Source organism: Streptomyces sp. RLB3-17, assembly GCF_007113425.2.
Taxonomy (GTDB): Bacteria; Actinomycetota; Actinomycetes; order Streptomycetales; family Streptomycetaceae; genus Streptomyces; species Streptomyces mirabilis_D.
Window position 1 is genome coordinate 10,195,316 of record NZ_CP041610.2, and the last position, 22,345, is coordinate 10,217,660.

The following is a 22,345-nucleotide window of genomic DNA, read 5'->3' on the forward strand; positions in this document are numbered from 1 at the left end:
GAGCGGTCAGCGAGGATCCGGGCGGCCGCTCGTGATGCGGTTCCACAGGGAGCGGGTGGCACCGAAGCCGCTCTCGTGGACCCACACGTGTGTGCAGGACGGGCACTGAAGGTGGAGCAGGCTGCCGGTGTTGGAGAGCAGATAGCGCCAGTGGTCGGAGCAGGTGCGCCGTTGCTCGCACGGTGCGCAGCCGCGACTGTCGTTGCAGTTCGGACAGCTCACCCAGGCGCGGCGCCCGCGGTCCGCCTGCGGGTCAAGCGGCAGCATGGCCGCCTCCGCGCGGGGGCAGCACGCCGGCCGCGACCAGGTCGTCGTACAGGCGTTGCTGCTCCTCGTCGAGACCGGAGTACAGCAGGTCGTACGCGGCCTCCTCGCCGCGCATGACCTCCATCGGGTCCCAGTCGGGGCCGAGGGCGGCCAGGACCTGGGCCTGTCGTTGCACCTCCTGTGCGGTGAGGTCGACGGAGAAGTCGACCAGCGCGGGGGTGCCGTCGGGATGCGGGGGGTTATGTGGGGCCATGAAACGAAACTTAGGTATGCCTTCTTTGCCGGGGCAAGAGGGGGTGGCCGAAGTCACAGCAGGTCGGCGGCTGTTTCGGCGGTCTCCGCGGGGTCGCTCGTGCCGGATCGCCGCCCGTTGTGACCGGAGGGGTCAGCTGGGCTTTTCGCCGGTTTCGCAGATGCGGCGGGCGATCTCGCGCAGTTTGACGTTGCGGTCCTGGGACGCCTTCTTGAGCAGCTTGAACGCCGAGTCCTCGGTCAGCGCGTAGCGCTCCATGAGGATGCCCATGGCCTCGCCGATCTCGTGACGGGTCTCCAGGGCATCACCGAGCTGCTGATGTGTACGGGCCGCGGAGAAGGCGACGGCCGCGTGCGAGGCGAGGATCCAGCCGGCCCGCTGAGCGGCCTCGTCGAAGGTGCGTGGTCGGCGGGAGTACAGGTTGAGGGCCCCGAGCTCGTCGTCCTCGGTGAAGAGGAGAAAGCCCATCACGCTCCCCATGCCCAGCCTTCTCAGCTCGGGGGCGAAGTGGGACCAGCGCTCATGCGGCCGGTTCAAGTCCTCGATGGTGTAGATCTGCTGACGGTCGGTCACGGCGTCGAAGCACGGGCCTTCCCGCAGATCCTGCTGGATCCGGTCCGCACGTCGCACCACGTCGCTCGTCGCCGCCAGAGGACGCACCTCGCCCCGCCGCACGGTGAGGATGCCGGCGTCGTCACATCCGTTGATCAGAACCGTCGCGTGCTCCACGACGCGGTCGAGTGTGCCCTGGACCGTGTCCTGGGCCAGCAGATCCCGCGCCATTTCCGCCAGGGCGACGGCGAACTGCTCCCAGACCTCGCCGGGCTCGTGCGACATGTGCCACCTGCTTGTTCGTCGAAGCGCCGCCGACGCTCATCCGCGGTCCCATTTTGCCACTCGGGCGTCCCCGCCGCGCCGGACGGGCGGGTGGGGGAGCCGTGTCCGTACACGGCTGTCCCCGTCATTCCTCGTTCAAACCGTGCTGTTCCCGCGAAACCGTCTGTTTCGCAGGTGCGATCAAGGGTGACCCGAAGGAGGACCGAAGTCCCACGAACAACAGATCGCGCAGGACCATCGCGATCACAGGAGGCCCCCATGAACGACTGGCGCGAGTCCGCGGCCTGCCGGAGCGTCGACCCCGATCTGTTCTTCCCCATCGGCAGCACAGGCCCCGCGCTGCCGCAGGTCGAGGAGGCGAAGGCCGTCTGCCGACACTGCCCCGTCCGTGAGGAGTGCCTGAGCTGGGCGCTCGACACGGGGCAGACCATCGGCGTCTGGGGCGGTACGAGCGAGACCGAACGACGCGCGCTGAGGCGACGTACGGTCGCCCGCAGGTCCCGGGACACCGGATCGTAGGCACGCGGGTCGCGAAGGGTGGGCGACGCCCGCGCGGTGCGAGGACACCCCGTACGAAGACGCGTGGGGCGATGAAGAGCAGGACATCCCGCCGACGAGACCCGGGAGGCGCGATGGAAAGCGACCCGAACGGGGACGAGAAGGTGCCGAGCGACGAGCCCCAGGGCCTGACCAGCACCTTCCCCGGACAGCTGCGCAACGTGACCGACGCCCGCCTCGTGGCGGACGACTATCTGTGCGAACTCGCGCGGACGTCACCGCCCGGAGCGGCCGAGCACTGGGACGACATCCTGCTGGTGGTGACGGAGCTGGCGGCCAACACCGTCCAGTACGCTCCCGGCCCCTTCGAACTCCGGATCCGCCCCACCTTCGACGGCGTGCATGTCACGCTCCGCGACAGCAGCACGACGCCGCCCGCGCCGCGCCGCGTCGACCCGGCCCACGGCGCGGGCGGAATCGGCTGGCACCTCCTCCACGCGCTCTGCCACCAGGTGAGCGTCGTGGTGCGGCCCGACGGCAAGGATGTGCACGCCTTCCTGCCCTGGTGAGCCCTTCGTCGCCGCCGGCAGGTGTCGGTTCGCGCGAACGGGGCACACGGGACTGCCGAAGGACACATCAGCCCCCGCACCCGAACGAGGTGGAGCAGTGAGCCTGGAGCAGCACCGAGCGTCCGGTCCCGTCGACGACACGGGTGACGAGGTGCCGGAGCCCTCCGACGAAGAGCGTGCCGCCTGGGCGCGGGTACGCCGCTCGGCCACGGGAATGTGCCACCACGAGGCGAGGTCCGCGCGGGCCACCGCCCGGAAGGCGGCGCGTGGCGGTTCGCCCACCGGCCGGGACGCGGTCGTCGCACGGGCGGAGGTCGAGGAGTGGGAGCGGGTCACCGGGACGCTCGCCGACCACGCGGGGCCCTATGACCCCGCCGACGACCCCTTCGTCCAGGGCGAGCAGGACGCTCGCGGCGGCCCCGCCTCCGTTGCCCCTCGCGCACGGACACTGCCGCGCCAGCGGTGAACGGGACCCGGAACCGGACCGGGATCTGGACCGGGATCTGGACCGGGCCCGGGATCGGGGGAGTGCGCCGGAGCAGCACCGACCGCATTGTCAGTGCCCTCCGCAACAATGCTGAGCAGCGAGAACGTCACCGCTCCCGGCGGTACGCGATCGAACCCGTCCGTCGAAAGGCCGCCCGCACATGACGCCCGCTCTCCGACGCCGCGCCGTGCCGCGAGCCCTGAACGGAGACCGCTGACGATGCTCCGATCCCTCCCGCGCACGCCCGCTCCCCTCGGCCCCGGCGGTGCCGAGGTCCTGCGTCTGATCACCGTCCAGCGCGTCCCCGTCTGCCTCACCGTGCATGCCAGCGGGCGGCGCCGGTACGGGTACTGGCAGCCCTTCAGTTCCGGTTCCGGGCGCGGTGGTTGTTACGTGGCGCTGCCCACGGACGAGTGCGACGCGCTGCACGCGGCGGGCCGGATCGAGCTGGGCGACCCGGTGGTGGATCCGGCGAAGACCACGTATCCGGTGCGCCCCGTCGTGCGCGGCGCACCCTTCGCGACCGGCACACCCCGCCAGGTCCTCACGGCGTGAACTCGTTCCGGGCCGCGGCCGATCACAGGAGTACGACGGCGTCGTACTCCCAGCCCTCGTGATCCCAGTCCTAGTGCGGTGAGAGTGGTACGACGGCCGTGATGCACTTGCCGCCGGCGCGGAGCTCCGCGATGGTGATGTCGCGGGCGAGGCGGCAGATGATCGGCCAGCCATGGCCTCCGATCCTCATGGATCCCGGCTCGTCGGGGTGCTCTGCCGGTGTGGGCAGTTCCCGGCTGTGGTCGCTCACCGACAGGCGTATTTCCCGGTCGACCAGCATCACCTCGAACTCGGTGACACCGCCGCCGTGCAGCATCGCGTTGGTGGTGAGTTCCGAGGCGACGAGCAGGGCGTCGCCGACGGCGACGGCATCGCCCGCGCCGTCGCGCCCGCCGGACCGTCGTACGTCCTCTTCGAGTGCGTGCCTGACCGCCTCGCGCACCTCGGCCGGGCTGCGCGGTCCGGGTGAACGCAGTCGGCCGGGAACGGTCGTGGTGTCGGGGGAGTTCGTCCGGTGCTCCGCACACATGCCTCTCTCCTCTGCGCTCTACCACTACGCCTGACCTGGGTAGCTCAGCGCAAACCTGTCCGTTGCGGCAGGACGCCCTCCGGGGGCCGTGATCAACTTTCGGGTGATGGCCGGGTCGGGCGTGGCGGGGCGGAGCGTCACGTGGACCCGTCCGAGGCGTGTGCCCGCAAGGGAAAGCCTCCTCACGAAACGGTAAATCATCGCATTCAGTACATAAATGGACGTTACATGTGAGTGTCACGAAAATATGGCCGATAGGTAACAGCACTCATGTATCGCCCGAATCGTCGGGTGGTGAGAGCAATGTGTGCGCGTCGGCCAGCAGGCCGCACACCCGCACACGCACCCCGGAACGGACCGCGTAGGACGGCCGCGGGATGCCAGCACCCAGTAGGAGGGCTTTGTGTCCGCTTCTGCTTTTGTGACCGTTCGTCGTCTCGCCGCCGCCACGTTGACGGTGGTGGCGGTGGCCGGGGCGGCGACGCTGCCGGCGTCCGCGGCCGACCGCACGGATCGCGAGGCTGCCGTGAGGATCGCCGACGTGCAGCACGGCTTCCTGGGCGACGGGTTCCGCTCCAACCGGTCGCTCAACAGCGAGTGGGTGGAGGTCGCCAACGGCGCCCGCCGTGCGGTGAACCTGAGCGGCTGGACGCTGTCGGACCGTGACGGTCACACGTACACCTTCCATCACTACCGCCTGGACGGCCGCTCCGTCGTCCGTGTCCACACCGGCATGGGCCGCGACACCTCCCACGACCTCTACCAGGACCGCCGCACCTCCGTGTGGGGCGACCGCTCCGACACGGCCGCCCTGCGCGACGAGCACGGCCGCCTGGTCGACACCCTCTCCTGGGGCGCCCGTCACCCCGGGAACCGTGACGGCGCCTACGGGGATGGACGTGGAGTCGAGTACCGCGGCGGCGAGCGTGCCGGTGAACACCGGGGTGAGCGTGGTGGCGAGTACCGCGGCGAGCACGGTGGCCCTCGTGACGTCGGTGACCGCCACGACGTCGGCGGGCGTCACGACGTCGGTGACCGCCACGACCTCGGAGGGCGCCCCGGTGAGCGTCACGACGGCCGCCGTTGATCCTGTTCCGTCGCTGACCGTGTAGCCGTAGGGCGGCGCGTCCGCCCTGGTGGAGGACCCCGCCCCGGTGGCGGGGCCCTCCCACGCGTACCTGACGGCACCTTGCCGCAACGGCATACGATGTTGCCCATGGCGCAAGACAACGGTGAGCTGGACAGCCTGGTACGCAAACGCATCCGCGCCCTGCGCGTGGCCCAGGGCTGGTCCCTGGAGGAGCTGGCCGCCCGCGCCCGGATCAGCCAGTCCACGCTCAGCCGCATCGAGAACGGCCGGCGCCGCCTGGCGCTGGACCAGCTCGTCACCCTCGCCCGCGCCCTGGACACCTCCCTCGACCAGCTGGTCGAGACCGCCGCGGACGACGTCGTCTCCCACCCGATGATCGACGCGGCCCACGGGCTGATGCGCTGGCCCATCAAGGCAGAACCCGGCATGACCGTCGTACGCCAGCGCATGACCGACCCGCCGCCCGACAACCCCTCGCGCATGCGGGCCCACCCGGGCCGCGAATGGCTCGTCGTCCTCTCCGGCACCGCGAGCCTGCTTCTGGGCAATCGGCGTCTGCGGATCGAGACCAACCAGGCGGCGGAGTTCCCCACGATGCTCCCGCACGCCATCGGCGCCGAGGGCGGACCGTGCGAGATCCTGGGCATCTTCGACCGCGACGCCCGCCGCGGCCACCAGCGTGGCGAGGACGTCGGGAAAGCGAACCGCCCGTCACCGTGACCGTTTGCGTGTTCCGCGGTCCAGCGGGCCATCGTCTTGCGCATTCAGCAACCCGCCAGGTTCCACGCGGAGGGCGCGCTTAGCGTGGCCGCATGAACCACCTCTCCCCGCACACTGCGCCCCAAGGCGGGCACCATGTTCACGAGCACGAGCACGAGCGCAACGCAGGCGACCAGGCGGAGATCCTCGACCTGGACGCGGAAGTGCTCGCCGAACACATCGCGTCCATCACCGCCTGGCTGCCCGTCGGGACCAGCCCCCGCCGCATCGTGGATCTGGGCTGCGGGACCGGAGCCGGCACGCTCGCTCTGCTCGAGCGCTTTCCCGAGGCGGAGTTGACGGCTGTCGACCTGTCAGCCGCCCACCTGCACCGTCTGCGGGAGAAAGCAGCCACAGTCGGTGCGGCCGACCGCGTGCGCATCGTGCGGGCCGACCTCGACGCGACGGCGTGGCCCGAACTCGGCACGCCGGAGCTGGTCTGGGCGTCGGCCTCCATGCACCACATGCCCGACCCCGACCGCACCCTGCGCCAGGTCCACGACCTGCTGGCACCGGGCGGGCTGTTCGCCGTCGTCGAACTGGCCGGCTTCCCCCGGTTCCTGCCCGAGGACGCCCCGGAGGACGCTCCCGGTCTGGAGGAGCGCTGCCATGCCGCACTCGACCACCATCACGCCAAGCAGGTTCCCCACCGCGGCGCCGACTGGGGAACCAAGCTGACAAAGGCCGGCTTCACCCTCGAAGGCGAGCGCACCGTCACCGTCGACATCGGCCCGCCCCGCACCGACGCGGCAGGCCGCTACGCACTCAGCAGCCTGCGCCGCATGCGCGGCAGCGTCGCATCCGCCCTGACGGCCGAGGACCTGACCGCTCTCGACCGGTTGCTCGACACCGGCGGCCCGCACAGCATCCTGCGCCGCATCGACCTGAGTGTGCGCACCGAGCGCACGGTGTGGGCCGCACGCCGCACCTGACGTCACGACGTGCAGACGTTCTTCAACTCGTCGGCCGCGTCATTGATCTTGCTGGAGTCCGGGTTCGTGTCGCCGTTCAGGATGGCCTTGTTGTAGTCGGCGACGGCCTTGTCGAGCTTGTCGACCGCCCTGTCGACCTTGCCGTCGCCCGTCTTGTCCCCGATCCTGTCGAGGTTCTTGTTGATGGTCTCGATGGACTTGTCGGTCCGGGTGGGATCCTTCGCCGCGTCCAGGCCGGCCTCGTTGATGGCCTTGAGGCTGTCGGCGATCGTGTCGGCGTTCCGCAGGCAGTGCAGTGAGTTGTCGACGCCGTCGCAACCGGTGGCGAGCCCGGCGGTCAGGGCGACGGCGGCCAGGGTGGTGGCGAGAGTGGCGACGCGGCGTCCACGTCGGCGGTCGGCGGCCATGGGAGGGTCCCTTCGGAGGTATGCGGGCGTGACCGGGCGAGGGGGCAGCGGAAGCGGGGTGGGTCGGCCGGTCAGTACCAGGGCTGGTCGACCGCTTGGACCGGCTTCTTCCGGCGGCCTGCGACGAGGCCGCCGGCGGCGCCCAGCGAGACCAGACCCATGCCGACGGCGGCCATGATCCCCTTCACGCCGTCCATGGTGAAGTAGCAGACCGCGGCCACGGCGCCGTTGAACAGGAACAGGAACCACAGCACCGGCGGCGTCGACAGGAACGCCTTGATCTTCGGCTTCTTCGCGATGCGCGAGCCGGCCACCAGCGACACGGCGATACCGGCGTACGTGGCCACGTCCTTCCGCGTGCCGTCGAGGACGGCGCCGGAGGCGGAACTCGCGGCGAGACCGCTCACGAAGAACGACCAGAGCAGCAGGTTGGCGACGAACGACCGCACGGCGGCGAGCAGTGACTTCACGGGATCTTCCTTCGGCAGGGGACGCGCAGGTCCGTTGCGATCTCTGCCGTCAACGATCCCGTCGCCCGTCCGCCGCCACGAGGGACCGGTCCCCCGGATCGATGGTGTAGCGCGTTACACCATGTGAGCTGCCACGGAGGGGACCAGCGAGGACCTGGAAGCGCGGGGGAGAGTCAGAGCAGGATGCCCGCCAGTCGGCGCCACTCCTCGCGCGGCAGGGAGTCGGGGGTCTGTCCGGTCACCACCTGGAGCGCCACATGGTCGGCGCCCGCCGCGTGGAAGGCCTCGACACGGGCGCGGATACCGTCCTCGTCGCCCCAGGCGAACATCGCGTCCACGAGGCGGTCGCTGCCGCCGTCCGCGAAGTCGGACTCGGCGAAGCCCAGCCGCAGAAAGCTGTTGGTGTAGTTCGGCAGCGACAGATAGAAGGCGAGGACGCCCCGGGCGAGCGTGCGGGCGCGGTCCGGGTCCGTCTCCAGGACGACCTTGAACTCCGGTGCCAGCAGCGGGACTTCGCCCAGGATCTCGCGAGCCTGCGCGGTGTGCTCCGGCGTCACGAGGTAGGGGAGCGCCCCGGCGGCGCGGTCACGTGAGAGCTCCAGCATCTTCGGGCCGAGGGCGGCGAGCATCCGGCGTCCGGCGGGCACTCCCTTCGCGTCCAGCTCGTCCAGATAAGCGACCATGCTCGCGTAGGGGCGACGGTACTGGTCCGCCATCTTGGCGTGGCTCACCCCGAGGCCGAGCACGAAGCGACAGAGGTGGGCCGTCTCCACCTCCGCGAAGCCCGCCGCGCTCGCGAGGGCGTCCTGTGCCCAGATGCTCTGGATGCTGGTCCCCACGATGAGCCGCTCGGTCGCCGCGAGGAGCGGCGTCGCGTTCTGCGCGGTGCCGCTGCCGCCCAACCAGGCTGCGCCGAAGCCGAGTTGCTCCAGTTCGGCGGCGGCCTCGGCGCGCTCGCCACGCCCCTGCGGATCCTCCGAGCGCAGGCCCCCGCTCCAGATGCCGTACCGCCCGACGGCCTCCTTGAGCGAGCGGACCTGGCTCTCGGTCGTGACGTCGTTCATCGATTCCGATCCCTTCGGTGTGCACGGGCTGTCGGCGGCGGAACCACCTTTGCCTGCGAACGTGTTCGACACTACGGTCCTCTTCGATCACCCGCTCTCGATCATCGCCCGCCGAAGGAGACATATGCGGCAGCGGACCACGCGGGTCGTCCGGAATCCGGTCCTGGCCGGCTCGCATCCGGACCCGTCCATCCTCCGCGTGGGAGCCGATTTCCACCGGGCGACCTCGACGTTCGAGTGGTGTCCCGGGGTACGGCTGCACCATTCCAGGGACCTCGTGCACGGGCGGCCCCTGGGCGGTGCCCTGGACAGCACCCGCTTGCTGGACCTGACCGGGTGTCCCGACTCCGGCGGGGTGTGGGCGCAGAACCTGAGCCACGCCGACGGCTTGTTCCACGGCTGTCGCTGACCGACCGCGCCTCCCACCCGCGGCTTCGCGGCGGCCACTCCCCGCAGAGCCTCGCCGCCCCCAGCCTGGTGGCGCGCCGGGTGACCGCCGCGCGCTGCACGTTCGCGCCTGGCGGCCCGCGACCGGGGCGAGCTCACCGTCGACGAAGCGGGCGGGGAACCCCTCGGCGACACCACGCGGCTGCGCCTCGGTCTCGACCTCGACGGATCCGTCCTGCGCTTCCGCTACGACACGAGCCCCGGCCGGCGTCCCCTCGGCCCGGCACTCGACGCGACCGTGCTCTCCGACGAACACGCCGAGGAGATGGAGGGCGAGCGGATCCGCGCCCTCGGGTTCACCGGTGCGTTCGTCGGACTCTGGGCCTGGGTCCTGACCGGGGGCGGGCTGCCGGCCGACTTCGACGAGGCGACGTACCGCACTTAGGGCCTGTCGTCCGGATCAGGACCGGGCCGCCGGGTGGCGGGTAGGCGTCCGCTTTCGGGTGACCCCTCAGCCTGTCGTCGGGCCCGGCGGTTCGGCGTGTCCGAGCATCGCAGTCGACCGGGGCGTCGCCGCCCGCACCGTCCGCCGCCGGAGCCCGCCGTGCACATCCTGCTCGTGGCCAGCGCCTTCAACAGCCTCACCCAGCGCGTCCACGTCGAACTGCGCGACCACGGGCACACGGTCGCGGTGGAACTCGCGCTGCCCGAGCGCCCGTTGGCCGAGGCCGTCCGACGGCACGCGCCGGACCTCGTGCTCGCGCCCATGCTGAGGACGGCGATCCCCCGCGAGGTGTGGGCCGCGTACCCGTGCTTCATCGTCCACCCGGGGCCCTTCGGGGACCGGGGGCCGTCCTCGCTGGACTGGGCGATCCAGCGGGGCGCCGACCGATGGGGGGTGACGGTCCTTCAGGCGGTCGAGGACATGGACGCCGGGGACGTCTGGGCGTCCGCCGACTGCGTGGTCCCGCCGGTGGGCAAGAGCGACCTGTACCGGGGCGAGATCGCCGACGCCGCGCTCACGGCCGTCCTGCTCGCCGTGGAACGTTTCGCCTCCGGCACCCACACCCCGCGCCCACAGGGCCCGGCCCACGCCGAGTACACCCCGGTGCGCATCCGCCCGTACCTCGACCAGAGCGTCCGGCGGATCGACTGGGACGCCGACTCCACCGAGACCGTCCTGCGCAAGCTGCGCGCGGCGGACTCGCAGCCCGGCGTGCTGGACGTGCTGTGCGGCGCCGAGTGGTACCTGCACGGCGGCCACCCCGAGGGCGGCCTGCGCGGCGCCCCGGGGGAGTTGCTCGCCACCCGGGCCGGGGCGATCTGCCGGGCCACGAAGGACGGCGCCGTGTGGATCCCCGAGCTGCGGCGCAGGCGCGCTTCGGGACGGCCGCCCACGTACAAACTGCCCGCCGTACAGGCCCTCGGCGACCGCCTGCCGTCCCTGCCGGAGCTCGCCGCACCGGATTCCGCGGACCCGCGCCGGCGCACCTGGACGGACATCGGGTACCGGGAGGAAGGGAGCGTCGGAGTCCTCTCGTTCTCGTTCCCCGGCGGCGCGATGAGCACCACGCAGTGCCGACGCCTTCTCGACGCCTACCGGCAGGCGTGCGCGCGGCCCACCTCGGTGCTGGTGCTGGGCGGGCAGCGGGACTTCTTCGCCAACGGAATCCACCTCAACGTCATCGAGGCCGCCGAGGACCCCGCCGCCGAGTCCTGGGCCAACATCAACGCCATCGACGACCTCGTCGAGGCGGTCCTGACCACCACGGACCGGCTCGTGGTCTCCGCGGTCGCGGGCAACGCCGCGGCGGGCGGGATGATGCTCGCCCTCGCCGCCGACGAGGTCTGGTGCCGCGCCGGCGCCGTACTCAACCCGCACTACCGGCTCATGGGCCTGTACGGCTCGGAGTACTGGACGTACACCCTGCCGCGCCGTGTGGGTGCGGCGACGGCTGACCGACTGCTGGGCGAGGCCCTGCCGATGAGCGCGGCGAGCGCCCGCGACCTCGGGCTCGTCGACCGGGTGGTCGACTGCGGCCCCGGGGACTTCGCCGCGGAGGTCGGCCGCCTCGCGGCCCGGCTGGCGGCGCTGCCGGGATCACCGTCCCGGATCGCCGCGAAGAAGGCCGAACTGGAACGTCAGGAGTGCGGCGAGCCCCTGGCCGCCTTCCGCGAGCGGGAGCTGACCAGGATGCGCCGCACCTTCGACGACCCGGACGCCCCCTATCACGCACTGCGCCGGGCGTTCGTCCACAAGCGACGACCGCAGTCCACTCCGCCGCACCTCGGCCTCGCGGCGACCACCGCCGCGAGGACGGCGGCGGGAGCGGACCGGTCCACGCGGGCGCGCGTCACTGGAACGGCCCTGGAAGACCTTTCGCGTCGGCCGGACGGCTGGTACCAAGAGAGCTGATGGTCGAAATATACGTTTTTGTCCCTCACCTCCCCGAGGAGGCGGTCCCATGACAGCGGCGACACCCAGTACGGCCGGCGCGACGAACGCCGGTGGTGCGCCCGCCGACGAGACGCCCACGATCCACATCCTCTGGATCAACGCCGGGCTGAGCTGCGACGGAGACTCCGTCGCGCTGACGGCGGCCATGCAGCCGAGCATCGAACAGATCGCGCTCAGCGATCTGCCGGGTCTGCCCAAGATCGCCGTCCACTGGCCCCTCATCGACTTCGAATGCGGTCCGGTCGGCGGCGCGGACACGTTCATCGAGTGGTTCTTCAAGGGGGAGCGGGGCGAGATCGATCCGTTCGTGCTGGTCGTCGAGGGGTCCGTCCCCAACGAGTCGATCAAGCCCGAGGGCTACTGGTGCGGCTTCGGCGACAACCCCGAGACCGGCCAGCCGATCACGACCAGCGAGTGGATCGACCGGCTCGCGCCCAAGGCGCTCGCCGTCGTCGCCATCGGCACCTGTGCCACGTACGGCGGCATCCACGCCATGGCGGGCAACCCGACCGGCGCGATGGGCGTGCCCGACTACCTCGGCTGGGACTGGAAGTCGCACGCCGGCATCCCCATCGTGTGCGTCCCCGGCTGCCCCATCCAGCCCGACAACTTCGCCGAGACACTGACGTACCTGCTCTACCAGGCGGCCGGCTCCGCCCCGATGATCCCGCTCGACGACAAGCTGCGCCCGTCCTGGCTGTTCGGCGCCACCGTGCACGAGGGCTGCGACCGCGCGGGCTACTACGAGCAGGGTGAGTTCGCGACGACCTACGACTCGCCCAAGTGCTTGGTGAAGTTGGGCTGTTGGGGCCCGGTCGTCAAGTGCAACGTGCCCAAGCGGGGCTGGATGAACGGCATCGGCGGCTGTCCGAACGTCGGCGGCATCTGCATCGCCTGCACCATGCCCGGGTTCCCCGACAAGTTCATGCCGTTCATGGACGAACCTCCCGGCGCGAAGTTGTCCGTCACGGCCAGCGGCGCCTACGGGGCGGTGATCCGCAGACTCAGGTCGCTCACGACCAACACCGTGGACAAGGAGCCGAAGTGGCGCCACACGGGAGACAAGATCACCACCGGATACCGGCCGCCGTGGTGAACCCCCGCCCCACCTGAGACGCAGCTCCACCACCCCGTCCACACCCTCCCGGACCACCCGCGAAGAAGGGCACGACACACACGATGGCACCGAAGACGAAGGCGGCCGGCGACGGTAGCGGCCTGATGGAGATGGCCTGGGACCCGATCACGAGGATCGTGGGCAGCCTGGGCATTCACACGAAGATCGACTTCAAGCAGAAGCGGGTCGCGGAGTGCTACAGCACCTCGTCCGTCTTCCGCGGCTACAGCGTCTTCATGCGCGGCAAGGACCCCCGCGACGCGCACTTCATCACCAGCCGCATCTGCGGGATCTGCGGGGATAACCACGCCACCTGCTCGGTGTACGCGCAGAACATGGCGTACGGCGTTAAGCCCCCGCACCTCGGTGAGTGGATCATCAACCTCGGCGAGTCCGCCGAGTACATGTTCGACCACAACATCTTCCAGGAGAACCTGGTCGGGGTCGACTACTGCGAGAAGATGGTCAAGGAGACCAACCCGGGCGTCCTCGAACTCGCCGAGCGCACCGAGGCGCCGCACGCCGCCGAGCACGGCTACCGCACGATCGCCGACATCATGCGGTCCCTCAACCCCCTCGAAGGCGAGTTCTACCGCGAGGCGCTCCAGGTGAGCCGCTACACCCGGGAGATGTTCTGCCTCATGGAGGGCCGCCATGTGCACCCCTCCACGCTCTACCCGGGCGGCGTCGGCACCATCGCCTCGGTCCAGCTCTTCACGGACTACCTCAGCCGTCTGATGCGCTACGTGGAGTTCATGAAGCGGGTCGTCCCCCTCCATGACGACCTGTTCGACTTCTTCTACGAGGCCCTGCCCGGGTACGAGGAAGTGGGACGCCGTCGGGTGCTGCTCGGCTGCTGGGGCGCGCTCAACGACCCCGAGTACTGCGACTTCACCTACGCCAACATGACGGACTGGGGTCGGCGGATGTTCGTCACCCCCGGCATCATCGTCGACGGCAAGCTCGTCACCAACGACCTCACCAAGATCAACCTCGGTATCCGCATCCTGCTGGGCAGTTCGTACTACGAGGACTGGGAGGGCCAGGAGCAGTTCGTCACCCACGACCCGCTCGGCAACCCGGTCGACCCGCGCCACCCGTGGAACCAGCACACCATCCCCGCCCCGCAGAAGCGGAACTTCGACGACAAGTACAGCTGGGTCATGTCGCCCCGCTGGTTCGACGGCAAGGACCACCTCGCCCTCGACACCGGCGGCGGCCCCATCGCGCGCCTGTGGTCCACCGCCCTGTCCGGCCTCGTCGACACGGGCTATGTGAAGGCGACCGGCCACAGCGTGGTCATCAACCTGCCGCGCACCATGACCAAGCCCGAGACCACCTTCGAGTGGAAGATCCCGCGCTGGAGCAACGCGCTGGAACGCAACCGCGCGCGCACCTACTTCCAGGCCTACACCGCCGCCGTCGCCCTGCACTTCGCGGAGAAGGCGCTGGAGGAGGTCCGCGCCGGACGCACCCAGACCTGGGAGAAGTTCGAGGTGCCCGACGAGAGCATCGGCGTCGGCTTCACCGAGGCGGTGCGCGGTGTGCTCTCCCACCACATGGTGATCCGCGACGGCAAGATCGCCAACTACCACCCGTACCCGCCGACCCCGTGGAACGCCAGCACCAGGGACACCTACGGCACACCCGGCCCGTACGAGGACGCCGTGCAGAACACGCCGATCTTCGAGGAGAACTCCCCGGAGAACTTCAAGGGCATCGACATCATGCGTGCCGTCCGCAGCTTCGACCCCTGTCTGCCGTGCGGCGTGCACATGTACGTCGGTGGCGGCAAGACCGTCCAGAAGATGCACATGCCCACCGGCCTGAGCGGACTGGGCGGATGAGCGCGGGCACGACCATCGAGGCGGCGAAGGCGGCGAAGGCGGCACCGGCGGTCGACGCGGTGCGCACCGGGCAGCGGATCGAGGACGTACTCGACCGGCTGGCCACCACCGGTGACCCGGCCGCCCGCGCGGCGGCCGAGGAACTCGTCCAGGCCCTCATGGACTTCTACGGTGCGGGCCTGGCCCGGATGCTCCACCTGCTGTCCACGCCCGTGGGCCGCCGAACCCCCGGTGATCCCCTGGCGGGCCTGCTCGGCGACGAACTGGTCGCGAGCCTCCTCGTCCTGCACGATCTGCACCCCGAGGACCGGACGACCCGCATCACCCGCGCGCTCGACAGCGTCCGCGACCACGAACTGGACGTCGTGGACTTCGACGAGGAGACGGGCACCCTCCGGCTGCGGGCGGCCGGAGGCGGCGGATGCGGCTGCGCGGCGAGCGGTACGACGGCCCAGCAGGCGGCCGAGGGCGCGCTGGCCTGCTTCGCGCCGGAGGTCACGGCGGTCGAGGTACAGGCCGCCGGCCGCTCGGGGGAGCCCACGCTGCTCCAGATCGGCACCGGCCCCGGGACCCGCACCGCCGCCGCCCCGGCTCCGGCGAAGGCACCGTGAACGCGCCCCCGGTTCTCCGACCGGCCACGCGCGACTCCGGGCTGCGCAGGTTCCTGACCGGACGTGAACCGCGGCCGGAGCGCTGCGGACTGTGCGCGGTGGCGGTGGACGAGGCACGCCACCGCCACCTGGTGGACATCGAGCAGCGGGCCATCGTCTGCGCCTGTACGTCCTGCGCCCTGCTGATGGAACAGCCGGGCGCCGCACGCGGCCGTTTCCGCGCGGTTCCGGACCGCTTTCTCACCGACCCGGACCACCACCTCGACGACGGGGCCTGGGAGGCGCTGCAGATCCCGGTCGGCGTCGCCTTCTTCTTCCGCAACGCAGCGCTCGACCGGCTGGTGGCCCTCTATCCGAGCCCGGCCGGGGCCACCGAGAGCGAGCTCGATCCGGCGACGTGGAGCGCCGTCCTCGGCGACAGCCGCCTCGCCGAACTCCTCGAACCCGATGTGGAGGCGCTGCTGCTGCGCCGCCACGAGGGCCGCTGCGAGTGCTATCTCGTGCCCGTCGACATCTGCTACGAACTGGTCGGCCGGATGCGCCTGTTGTGGCAGGGCTTCGACGGCGGCGCCGAGGCCCGCGCCGCCCTCGGCACCTTCTTCGAACACGTCGGGCGACGCGCCCGCCCCGTACGCGAGGAGGGCCCGGCGTGACGGAGTTCGCCTTCACCTGCACCGGCGTGCGCGCGGACCGGTTCGCCGCCGGACCGACCCTGGTCTTCCGGCTGCGCATCACCGCGACCGGAGACGAACCGATCCACGCCATGGCGCTGCGCTGCCAGATCCGCATCGAGCCCGCCAAACGCGGCTACGAGACCGCGGAGGCCGAGGGGCTCGCCGACCTCTTCGGCGAGCGCTCGCGCTGGGGCAGCACCCTCCAGCCGGTGCAGTTCGCCCAGGTCTCCGTCATGGTCCCCGCCTTCACCGGAGAGACCGAGACGGACCTCGTCGTGCCGTGCACGTACGACATGGACATCGCCGCGACCCGCTACTTCGACGCCCTGACCAGCGGTGAGGTGCCGCTGCTGATGCTGTTCTCCGGCACGGCGTTCACCGGAGCGGGCGGCTTCCGCGTCGAACCCGTCCCGTGGGACCGGGAAGCGGTCTTCCGGATGCCGGTGGCCACCTGGCGGGAGATGGTCGAGCAGCACTTCCCCGGCTGCGGCTGGATCCGGCTGCCCCGCGACACCATGGACGCCCTGCTCGCCTTCCGCTCGCGACGGGCCCTGCCCTCCTGGGAGGCGACCGTGCGGGCCCTGCTCGACGAGAGCGGCGGAGCGGCTCCCGCACCACCCCGAAGATTCAGTCTCACCGGCATCACCAGCACCACCGGAAGGACCGCTCCGTGAGCGTGACCACGTTCGCCCCGGAGACCGAGGCCCGCCTCGCCGTCGCCCGGCAGGTGGCCGACGCCGTCCTCTTCGAGGGCTATGTGCTCTACCCGTACCGTGCCTCCGCGGCCAAGAACCGGCTGCGCTGGCAGTTCGGCGTGCTCGTCCCGCCCGCCTGGGGCGCCGACCGCGAGGAGCACGAATTCCAGCACACCGAATGCCTGATGGAACCCAAGGCGGACGCCACCCTCGCGGTCGAGCTGCGCTTCCTGCGCGCCCGGCGCCGCACGGTCCAACAGGCGCGCCCGGACGGCGGCTTCGAGACGGTTGCCGAACTCCGGCTCGGCGACCGGACGCTGGTCCCCTGGGACGAGGGAACGGAGGAGCGCGTCGAGGCGGTCGTGCCCGTCGAGGAACTCCTGGGCGAAGGAGTGAGGGTCCCCTTCGACCGCCCCGCGGGTGAGGACACCGAGCCCGTCCTCGACGAGAGCGGTCGCGTCGTCGGCCGGATGGTCCGCCGCTACGAGGAGACGAGCGGCGTACTCCGGTTGTCCGCGAGCGAACTCGACGGGCCCTACCGCGTGTTGCGGCTGACCGCGATCGTCGAGAACACCAGCACCTGGACACCCCCGGACGGCACCGCGGCCGACCGGGACGCGGCCCTCCCGCGCTCCCTGGTCGCCACCCACCTCCTCATGGGGCTCGGCGCGGGGTCGTTCCTGTCGATGACGGATCCCCCCGAGTGGGCGAAGGGCGCGGTCGCGTCCTGCCGCAATCTGCACACCTGGCCGGTCCTCGCCGGCGAACCCGGGCGCGCGGACGTGGTGCTGTCCTCGCCGATCATCCTGGAGGACCACCCGGCGATCGCCCCGGAAAGCCCCGGGGCCCTGTACGACGCCACCGAGATCGACGAGATCCTCGCCCTGCGCACCGCCGCGCTCACCGACGAGGAGAAGCGCGAGGCCCGGGGCACCGACGACCGGGCGGCCGCCGTGATCGACCTGGCGGACACCATGCCGCCCGAGGTCCTGGAGCGCCTGCACGGGGCGGTGCGCAGTCTGCGCGAGGTGACCGGGACGGGCACGGGAACAGCGTCCGCTCCGGCCGCGGACGGCTTCCCCGACGAGTTCGGCGTGCCGCGACCCGACACCCCGTGGTGGGACCCGGCGAGCGACGCCGGCTTCGACCCGGGGCAGGACCGGATCGTCGTCGACGGCCGGTCGCTGGGCGCGGGAAGCAGGGTGCTGCTGCGCCCCGGGCTGCGCCGCACCGACGCACAGGACCTGTTCCTGGCGGGCCGTACGGCGAAGGTCGAGGCCGTGCTGCACGACGTGGACGGCGGAGTGCACCTGGCCGTGACGGTCGAGGACGATCCGGGCGCCGACATCCGCCGCGAACAGGGCCGTTTCCTCTACTTCCAGCCCGACGAGGTCGAACCACTGGAGGACGAGGCATGAGCCCGCCCCCGGACCCACCCCGCCAGGAGAGCGGCAAGGTTCTCGTCGCCGGGATCGGGAACATCTTCCTCGGGGACGACGGCTTCGGCGTGGAAACCGTGCGCGCGCTCACCGGACGGCAACTGCCCCCGCACGTCGAGGCCGTGGACATCGGCGTACGGGGCGTGCACCTCGCGTACCAGGTCCTCGACGGCTACGACACCCTGATCCTGGTGGACGCCACCGCGCGCGGCGAGCGCCCCGGCACCCTGTACGTCATCGAGCACGACAGCGCCGACGCGGGCGAGCCGCACGGCGTCCCGCTCGACGGCCACCGGATGACCCCCGACACGGTGCTCGCACTGCTGGGGACCCTCTGCGCCACGACCGGTGGGCAGCCGCCGCGCCGCACGCTGGTCGTGGGATGCGAACCCGCCTCCGTCGAGGAGGGCATCGGGCTCAGCCCGCCGGTCTCGGCCGCCGTGCCGGAGGCCGTCCGGCTGATCGAAGAGTTGCTGCGGGCCGACGAACCGGGAGAGTCCGCGCCGCGGGCCACGGTCGGCGAAGCCGCGAAGTGAGGAGAGAAGCCATGATCAAGACCCTCGTCGGCGGCGTGCTGGCCGCCGCTGTCACCGCCGTCCTCGTGCAGATCCTGCCCGACCTCAGACGCTACCTGCGGATCCGGAGCATGTGAGCCGACACCTCCCGCTCGTACGCCCTCTGTTGTCTCCGCCGTGCCGTTGCGGCGAACGGCGTACGTGGCCGGCCGACGACGGCGTGCCGGTCCGCCGCCCTCGGACGCCTCCCCTCTAATGAGGGGCGGCGGACGCCCTGCCCGAGACGGAGACCGATCGATGCACGAGATGTCCCTCGCGATGGCGGTGATCGGCCAGGTGGAAGAGGCGGCGCAGCGGGCCGGCGACGTCACGGCCGTGCGCTCGGTGCGGCTTCAGGTGGGCGAGCTGGCCGGCGTCGTACCCGACGCCCTCTCCTTCTGCTTCGAACTGGCCTGCGCCGGAACCGTGCTGGAAGGCGCCGAACTGTTCACCGAAGCCGTGCCGGGACGGGCCCGCTGCGCATCCTGCGCGCACGAATGGGCCGTCGGCATGCCGCCCGCGCTGACCTGCCCGCGGTGCGGCGGAGCCACCACGGAGCTACTGACGGGCCGGGAACTCCAGATCCTCAGCGTGCAGTGGGAGGACGGTCCGACGCACGCCCACCCCCGCGAACCGATCTCCGAGGAGCGCTGAACCATGTGCCGTGTGGTCGACCTGCAGCAAGCCGTCCTGGCCAAGAACGACGAGACCGCGCACACCCTGCGCGCCGGCCTCGCGGCCCGCGGCACCACGGTCGTCAACCTGCTCTCCAGCCCCGGCAGCGGCAAGACCGCCCTGCTGGAACGGGAACTGGGACTCGCGCGCGAGCGGTCCGTGCCGGTCGCGGCGCTCACCGCCGACCTCGCCACCGAGAACGACGCGGAGCGGCTGGCCCGCTCCGGCGTCCCGGTCAAGCAGGTCCTCACGGACGGGCTGTGCCACCTGGAGGCCGGGATGCTCGGCCGCCACCTGGAGGGCTGGCTGCCCGACGACACCCGGCTGCTGTTCGTCGAGAACGTCGGCAACCTCGTCTGCCCGGCCTCCTACGACCTCGGGGAGACCCTCAGAGTGGTGCTCGCCTCCGTGACCGAGGGCGAGGACAAGCCGCTCAAGTACCCGACCGCCTTCGGCCTCGCCCACCTGGTGGTGGTCACCAAGACCGACATCGCCGAGGCCGTCGAGTTCGACGAGGCGGCGTTCCGCGCGAACGTCGAGCGGGTCAACCCCGGAGTGGACGTGCTGCTGACCTCGGCCCGCCGGGACCGGGGCGTCGGCGCCCTGCTCGACCGGGCGCTGGCTGCCGCGGACGGCGTCCCGCTCCATGAGCCCGTCATGGCACGCCGACCCGACGGCGCCTCACACACCCACCGACATGACGGCCACGAGCACCCGCACGGCACCGGCGCCATGGCGCACTCCCACTCGTGAGCGGTCCGCCCTCCGCGGCCGCCGTCGCCGACGGGACACCGCTGCGCCGACGGGTCACCGTACGGGGTGTGGTGCAGGGCGTCGGCTTCCGCCCGTACGTCTACACCCTCGCCACCGGCCTCGAACTGTCCGGCCATGTCACCAACACCCCCGAGGGCGTCATCGCGGAGGTCGAGGGCGCCCCCTCGGCCGTCGCCCGCTTCTGCGACCGCATCGCCGTCCAGGCACCGCCGCTGGCCCGCGTGGACTCCGTGCACCACGACGACGTACCCGTCACCGGCGACGCCGCGTTCACCATCCTCGCCTCCCGCACGGGCGGCCGGGCCGGCACCCTGATCCCGCCGGACACGGCCACCTGCGCCGACTGTCTGCGCGAACTCGCCGACCCCGCCGACCGGCGCCACCGCCACCCCTTCATCAACTGCACGCACTGCGGCCCCCGGTTCACCATCGTCACCGGCCTGCCCTACGACCGCTCCCACACCACCATGGCCGGCTTCCCGATGTGCTCCGACTGCGCCCGCGAGTACGCCGATCCGGCCGACCGCCGCTTCCACGCGCAACCCGTCGCCTGCCCGGCCTGCGGCCCCCGACTTCGGCTGCTCGTCCCCCGACCGGGCGTGAGCGGCCCTCCGGAACCAGTCGTCGGAGCGGACCCGGTCGCCGAGGCCCGCCGGCTCCTGGCGGGCGGCGCGATCCTCGCGGTCAAGGGCCTCGGCGGCTACCACCTGGCCTGCGACGCCACGAACCCCGAAGCCGTCGCCCTGCTGCGCCGCCGCAAGGCCCGAGGGGACAAACCCTTCGCCGTCATGGCCCGGAGCCTCGACGACCTCTGGCACCTCGTGCGGATCGGCGCCGAGGAGCGGAGCCTGCTCGACGGCGCCACCCGGCCCATCGTGTTGCTGCGTCGCCGTAGGGAGGTACCCGTGGCGGGGGCACCACGGCCCGCCGACTCCGTCGCGCCCGGCAGCCCCGACCTCGGCGTCATGCTGCCGTACACCCCCCTGCACCACCTGCTGTTCGGACTGCCCGGCGACCCCGAGGGGCCCCCGTTGCTCGTCATGACCAGCGGCAACGTGTCCGGTGAGCCGATCGTCACCGACGACGGGGAGGCGCTGGAGCGGCTGGCGCGGCTGGCCGACGGCTGGCTCACCCACGACCGGCCGATCCATGTGCCGTGCGACGACTCGGTGGTGCGCGTGTGCGACGGCGCGTTGTTGCCGCTGCGCCGTGCCCGCGGCTACGCGCCCCTGCCGCTGACCCTGCCGGTCCCGGTGCGCCCGGCCCTCGCCGTCGGCGGGGACCTCAAGAACGTGCTCTGCCTCGGCGAGGGCCGCCGGGCCTGGCTGTCCGCCCACATCGGCGACATGGACGACCTCGCCACCCAGCACGCCTTCGAACGCGCCGTGGCCCAACTGGAGTCCATCACCCCCGTACGCCCCGAACTGCTCGCGGCCGACCGGCACCCCGCATACCGTTCGGCGCGCTGGGCCGACCGGAACGCGTCGGGCCGGCCCGTCGTACGCGTGCAGCACCACCACGCCCATGTCGCCGCCGCGATGGCCGAACACGGGATGGACGGCAGCCGGCCGGTGATCGGGGTCGCCTTCGACGGCACGGGTTACGGCGACGACGGTGCGGTGTGGGGCGGGGAGATCCTGCTCGCCGACTACGACGGCTTCACCCGGTTCGGGCACCTCGCCTATGCGCCGCTGCCCGGTGGTGACGCGGCGGTGCGACGGCCGTACCGGATGGCGCTCGCGCATCTGCGTGCGGCGGGGATCGACTGGTCGGACGAGCTGGCCTGCGTGAGCGCTTGCCCGCCCGACGAACGGCGTGTGCTGGAGCGGCAGTTGGAGCGCGACCTGAACTGCGTCCCCACCTCCAGCATGGGCCGCCTCTTCGACGCCGTGTCCTCCCTCGTGGGCGTGTGCCATGCGGCCGGCTACGAGGCCCAGGCGGCGATGGAGCTGGAGGCCGCGGCGCTGGAGGCTCCCGCCGGGGACCCTGTCGCGTATGCGTTCGCCCTACGACCGGCAGGGCCGACCGACAGTTCGCCCGTCCTCGCGGATCCCGCACCTGTGCTCGCGGCGATCGTCGAGGACCTGCGGGCGGGGGCCGGCCCGGCCGTCGTCTCGGCGCGCTTCCATCGGGCCGTCGCCGGTCTCGTGCTCCGCGTCTGTGCGCTGGCGCGTGAACGGCACGCGGTGGAGACGGTGGCCCTGACCGGCGGGGTGTTCGCCAACTCGTTGCTGTCCTCCGCCTGCGCGGCGGCCCTGGGTGCGGACGGTTTCACGGTCCTGCGCCACCGCCTGGTCCCGCCGGGCGACGGCGGTCTGGCCCTCGGGCAGCTCGTGGTGGCCGCGCGCGCCGAGGACCGTACCCGAGCCAACGACTGACCAACAGAGAGGAGAGGCT

The 22,345-nt window shown here is 71.6% G+C and carries 27 protein-coding genes and 1 pseudogene; 21 read left to right on the forward strand and 7 right to left on the reverse strand.

Features of this window, described 5'->3' with window-relative positions; genetic code table 11:
• Positions 1–6: 6 nt before the first annotated feature.
• The 3 genes from FNV62_RS45750 to FNV62_RS45760 all read right to left on the reverse strand — a co-directional run bounded on the left by FNV62_RS45750 (position 7) and on the right by FNV62_RS45760 (position 1,357).
• Positions 7–267, reverse strand: a complete 261-nt coding sequence (locus FNV62_RS45750; protein WP_054232522.1) for a hypothetical protein — start codon at positions 265–267, stop codon at positions 7–9.
• Positions 254–520: a DUF6400 family protein gene (locus tag FNV62_RS45755; RefSeq protein ID WP_097287714.1), complete on the reverse strand. Its 267-nt coding sequence runs from the start codon at positions 518–520 to the stop codon at positions 254–256. The genes FNV62_RS45750 and FNV62_RS45755 overlap by 14 nt, the downstream gene beginning before the upstream one ends.
• Positions 521–652: 132 nt before the next feature.
• Positions 653–1,357: a GAF and ANTAR domain-containing protein gene (locus FNV62_RS45760; protein WP_060895989.1), complete on the reverse strand. Its 705-nt coding sequence runs from the start codon at positions 1,355–1,357 to the stop codon at positions 653–655.
• A gap of 258 nt (positions 1,358–1,615) precedes the next feature.
• Here FNV62_RS45760 and FNV62_RS45765 point away from each other — a divergent pair, with 258 nt between their 5' ends.
• From FNV62_RS45765 to FNV62_RS45780, 4 genes are all read left to right on the forward strand, one after another.
• On the forward strand, positions 1,616–1,876 hold the full coding sequence (locus FNV62_RS45765) for a WhiB family transcriptional regulator (protein ID WP_054232519.1): 261 nt from the start codon (positions 1,616–1,618) through the stop codon (positions 1,874–1,876).
• 113 nt (positions 1,877–1,989) lie between these two features.
• Entirely contained in the window at positions 1,990–2,424 is a 435-nt protein-coding gene (locus FNV62_RS45770; protein ID WP_054232518.1) for an ATP-binding protein, read from the forward strand.
• A 97-nt stretch (positions 2,425–2,521) separates the two neighbouring features.
• On the forward strand, positions 2,522–2,890 hold the full coding sequence (locus FNV62_RS45775; RefSeq protein ID WP_164331856.1) for a hypothetical protein: 369 nt from the start codon (positions 2,522–2,524) through the stop codon (positions 2,888–2,890).
• 240 nt (positions 2,891–3,130) lie between these two features.
• A complete protein-coding gene (locus FNV62_RS45780) occupies positions 3,131–3,466 on the forward strand; it encodes a hypothetical protein (RefSeq protein ID WP_097287716.1) in 336 nt (111 codons plus the stop codon).
• 70 nt (positions 3,467–3,536) lie between these two features.
• Here FNV62_RS45780 and FNV62_RS45785 read toward each other — a convergent pair whose 3' ends face one another.
• On the reverse strand, positions 3,537–3,995 hold the full coding sequence (locus tag FNV62_RS45785) for an ATP-binding protein (protein ID WP_054232515.1): 459 nt from the start codon (positions 3,993–3,995) through the stop codon (positions 3,537–3,539).
• A gap of 421 nt (positions 3,996–4,416) precedes the next feature.
• On the opposite strand from FNV62_RS45785, the gene FNV62_RS45790 reads away from it, so the two are divergent.
• The 3 genes from FNV62_RS45790 to FNV62_RS45800 all read left to right on the forward strand — a co-directional run bounded on the left by FNV62_RS45790 (position 4,417) and on the right by FNV62_RS45800 (position 6,776).
• Complete coding sequence (locus tag FNV62_RS45790; protein ID WP_313905088.1) at positions 4,417–5,082, forward strand: lamin tail domain-containing protein; 666 nt, start codon at positions 4,417–4,419, stop codon at positions 5,080–5,082.
• Positions 5,083–5,211: 129 nt separating this feature from the next.
• Positions 5,212–5,805, forward strand: a complete 594-nt coding sequence (locus tag FNV62_RS45795; protein ID WP_097287718.1) for a helix-turn-helix domain-containing protein — start codon at positions 5,212–5,214, stop codon at positions 5,803–5,805.
• Between the two features lie 92 nt (positions 5,806–5,897).
• Positions 5,898–6,776 carry a class I SAM-dependent methyltransferase gene (locus FNV62_RS45800; protein WP_143629514.1) on the forward strand — a complete coding sequence of 293 codons (879 nt, stop codon included), beginning with the start codon at positions 5,898–5,900 and terminating at the stop codon, positions 6,774–6,776.
• Between the two features lie 2 nt (positions 6,777–6,778).
• Here the strand turns inward: FNV62_RS45800 and FNV62_RS45805 are convergent, their stop codons facing one another.
• The 3 genes from FNV62_RS45805 to FNV62_RS45815 all read right to left on the reverse strand — a co-directional run bounded on the left by FNV62_RS45805 (position 6,779) and on the right by FNV62_RS45815 (position 8,717).
• Positions 6,779–7,183, reverse strand: a complete 405-nt coding sequence (locus FNV62_RS45805) for a hypothetical protein (protein ID WP_143629515.1) — start codon at positions 7,181–7,183, stop codon at positions 6,779–6,781.
• A 71-nt stretch (positions 7,184–7,254) separates the two neighbouring features.
• Positions 7,255–7,653 (reverse strand): hypothetical protein, encoded by a 399-nt coding sequence (locus FNV62_RS45810; RefSeq protein ID WP_143610265.1) that lies wholly within the window; start codon positions 7,651–7,653, stop codon positions 7,255–7,257.
• Positions 7,654–7,826: 173 nt separating this feature from the next.
• Positions 7,827–8,717, reverse strand: coding sequence for an LLM class F420-dependent oxidoreductase (locus FNV62_RS45815; protein WP_143629517.1), 891 nt, complete (start codon positions 8,715–8,717; stop codon positions 7,827–7,829).
• 124 nt (positions 8,718–8,841) lie between these two features.
• Between FNV62_RS45815 and FNV62_RS45820 the strand changes: the two are divergent.
• The 14 genes and pseudogenes from FNV62_RS45820 to hypF form a co-directional block, all read left to right on the forward strand.
• Positions 8,842–9,114, forward strand: a pseudogene (locus FNV62_RS45820) (family 43 glycosylhydrolase); the annotation flags it as partial.
• 120 nt (positions 9,115–9,234) lie between these two features.
• Entirely contained in the window at positions 9,235–9,549 is a 315-nt protein-coding gene (locus FNV62_RS45825; RefSeq protein ID WP_164331971.1) for a hypothetical protein, read from the forward strand.
• Between the two features lie 159 nt (positions 9,550–9,708).
• A complete protein-coding gene (locus tag FNV62_RS45830) occupies positions 9,709–11,520 on the forward strand; it encodes an enoyl-CoA hydratase-related protein (RefSeq protein ID WP_143629519.1) in 1,812 nt (603 codons plus the stop codon).
• 49 nt (positions 11,521–11,569) lie between these two features.
• Complete coding sequence (locus tag FNV62_RS45835; RefSeq protein WP_060895999.1) at positions 11,570–12,658, forward strand: hydrogenase expression protein HypE; 1,089 nt, start codon at positions 11,570–11,572, stop codon at positions 12,656–12,658.
• An 83-nt stretch (positions 12,659–12,741) separates the two neighbouring features.
• Positions 12,742–14,526 (forward strand): nickel-dependent hydrogenase large subunit, encoded by a 1,785-nt coding sequence (locus FNV62_RS45840; RefSeq protein ID WP_054232508.1) that lies wholly within the window; start codon positions 12,742–12,744, stop codon positions 14,524–14,526.
• Entirely contained in the window at positions 14,523–15,137 is a 615-nt protein-coding gene (locus tag FNV62_RS45845; protein ID WP_143610269.1) for a hypothetical protein, read from the forward strand. The genes FNV62_RS45840 and FNV62_RS45845 overlap by 4 nt, the downstream gene beginning before the upstream one ends.
• Positions 15,134–15,790, forward strand: coding sequence for a DUF5947 family protein (locus tag FNV62_RS45850; RefSeq protein WP_143610270.1), 657 nt, complete (start codon positions 15,134–15,136; stop codon positions 15,788–15,790). The genes FNV62_RS45845 and FNV62_RS45850 overlap by 4 nt, the downstream gene beginning before the upstream one ends.
• The gene (locus FNV62_RS45855; RefSeq protein ID WP_097287730.1) at positions 15,787–16,485 is read left to right on the forward strand and encodes a DUF6084 family protein; all 699 of its coding nucleotides are present in this window, start codon (positions 15,787–15,789) and stop codon (positions 16,483–16,485) included. Before FNV62_RS45850 ends, FNV62_RS45855 begins: the two co-directional genes overlap by 4 nt.
• Positions 16,482–17,924: a hypothetical protein gene (locus FNV62_RS45860; protein ID WP_143610271.1), complete on the forward strand. Its 1,443-nt coding sequence runs from the start codon at positions 16,482–16,484 to the stop codon at positions 17,922–17,924. Before FNV62_RS45855 ends, FNV62_RS45860 begins: the two co-directional genes overlap by 4 nt.
• Entirely contained in the window at positions 17,921–18,481 is a 561-nt protein-coding gene (locus FNV62_RS45865; RefSeq protein ID WP_054232503.1) for a hydrogenase maturation protease, read from the forward strand. The genes FNV62_RS45860 and FNV62_RS45865 overlap by 4 nt, the downstream gene beginning before the upstream one ends.
• An 11-nt stretch (positions 18,482–18,492) precedes the next feature.
• Entirely contained in the window at positions 18,493–18,597 is a 105-nt protein-coding gene (locus tag FNV62_RS58185) for a DUF6893 family small protein (protein ID WP_371643157.1), read from the forward strand.
• 160 nt (positions 18,598–18,757) lie between these two features.
• Positions 18,758–19,153, forward strand: coding sequence for a hydrogenase maturation nickel metallochaperone HypA (hypA, locus tag FNV62_RS45870; RefSeq protein ID WP_097287732.1), 396 nt, complete (start codon positions 18,758–18,760; stop codon positions 19,151–19,153).
• A gap of 3 nt (positions 19,154–19,156) precedes the next feature.
• Positions 19,157–19,927, forward strand: coding sequence for a hydrogenase nickel incorporation protein HypB (hypB, locus tag FNV62_RS45875; protein ID WP_060896006.1), 771 nt, complete (start codon positions 19,157–19,159; stop codon positions 19,925–19,927).
• Entirely contained in the window at positions 19,924–22,326 is a 2,403-nt protein-coding gene (hypF, locus tag FNV62_RS45880; RefSeq protein WP_143610272.1) for a carbamoyltransferase HypF, read from the forward strand. Before hypB ends, hypF begins: the two co-directional genes overlap by 4 nt.
• Positions 22,327–22,345: the final 19 nt, after the last annotated feature.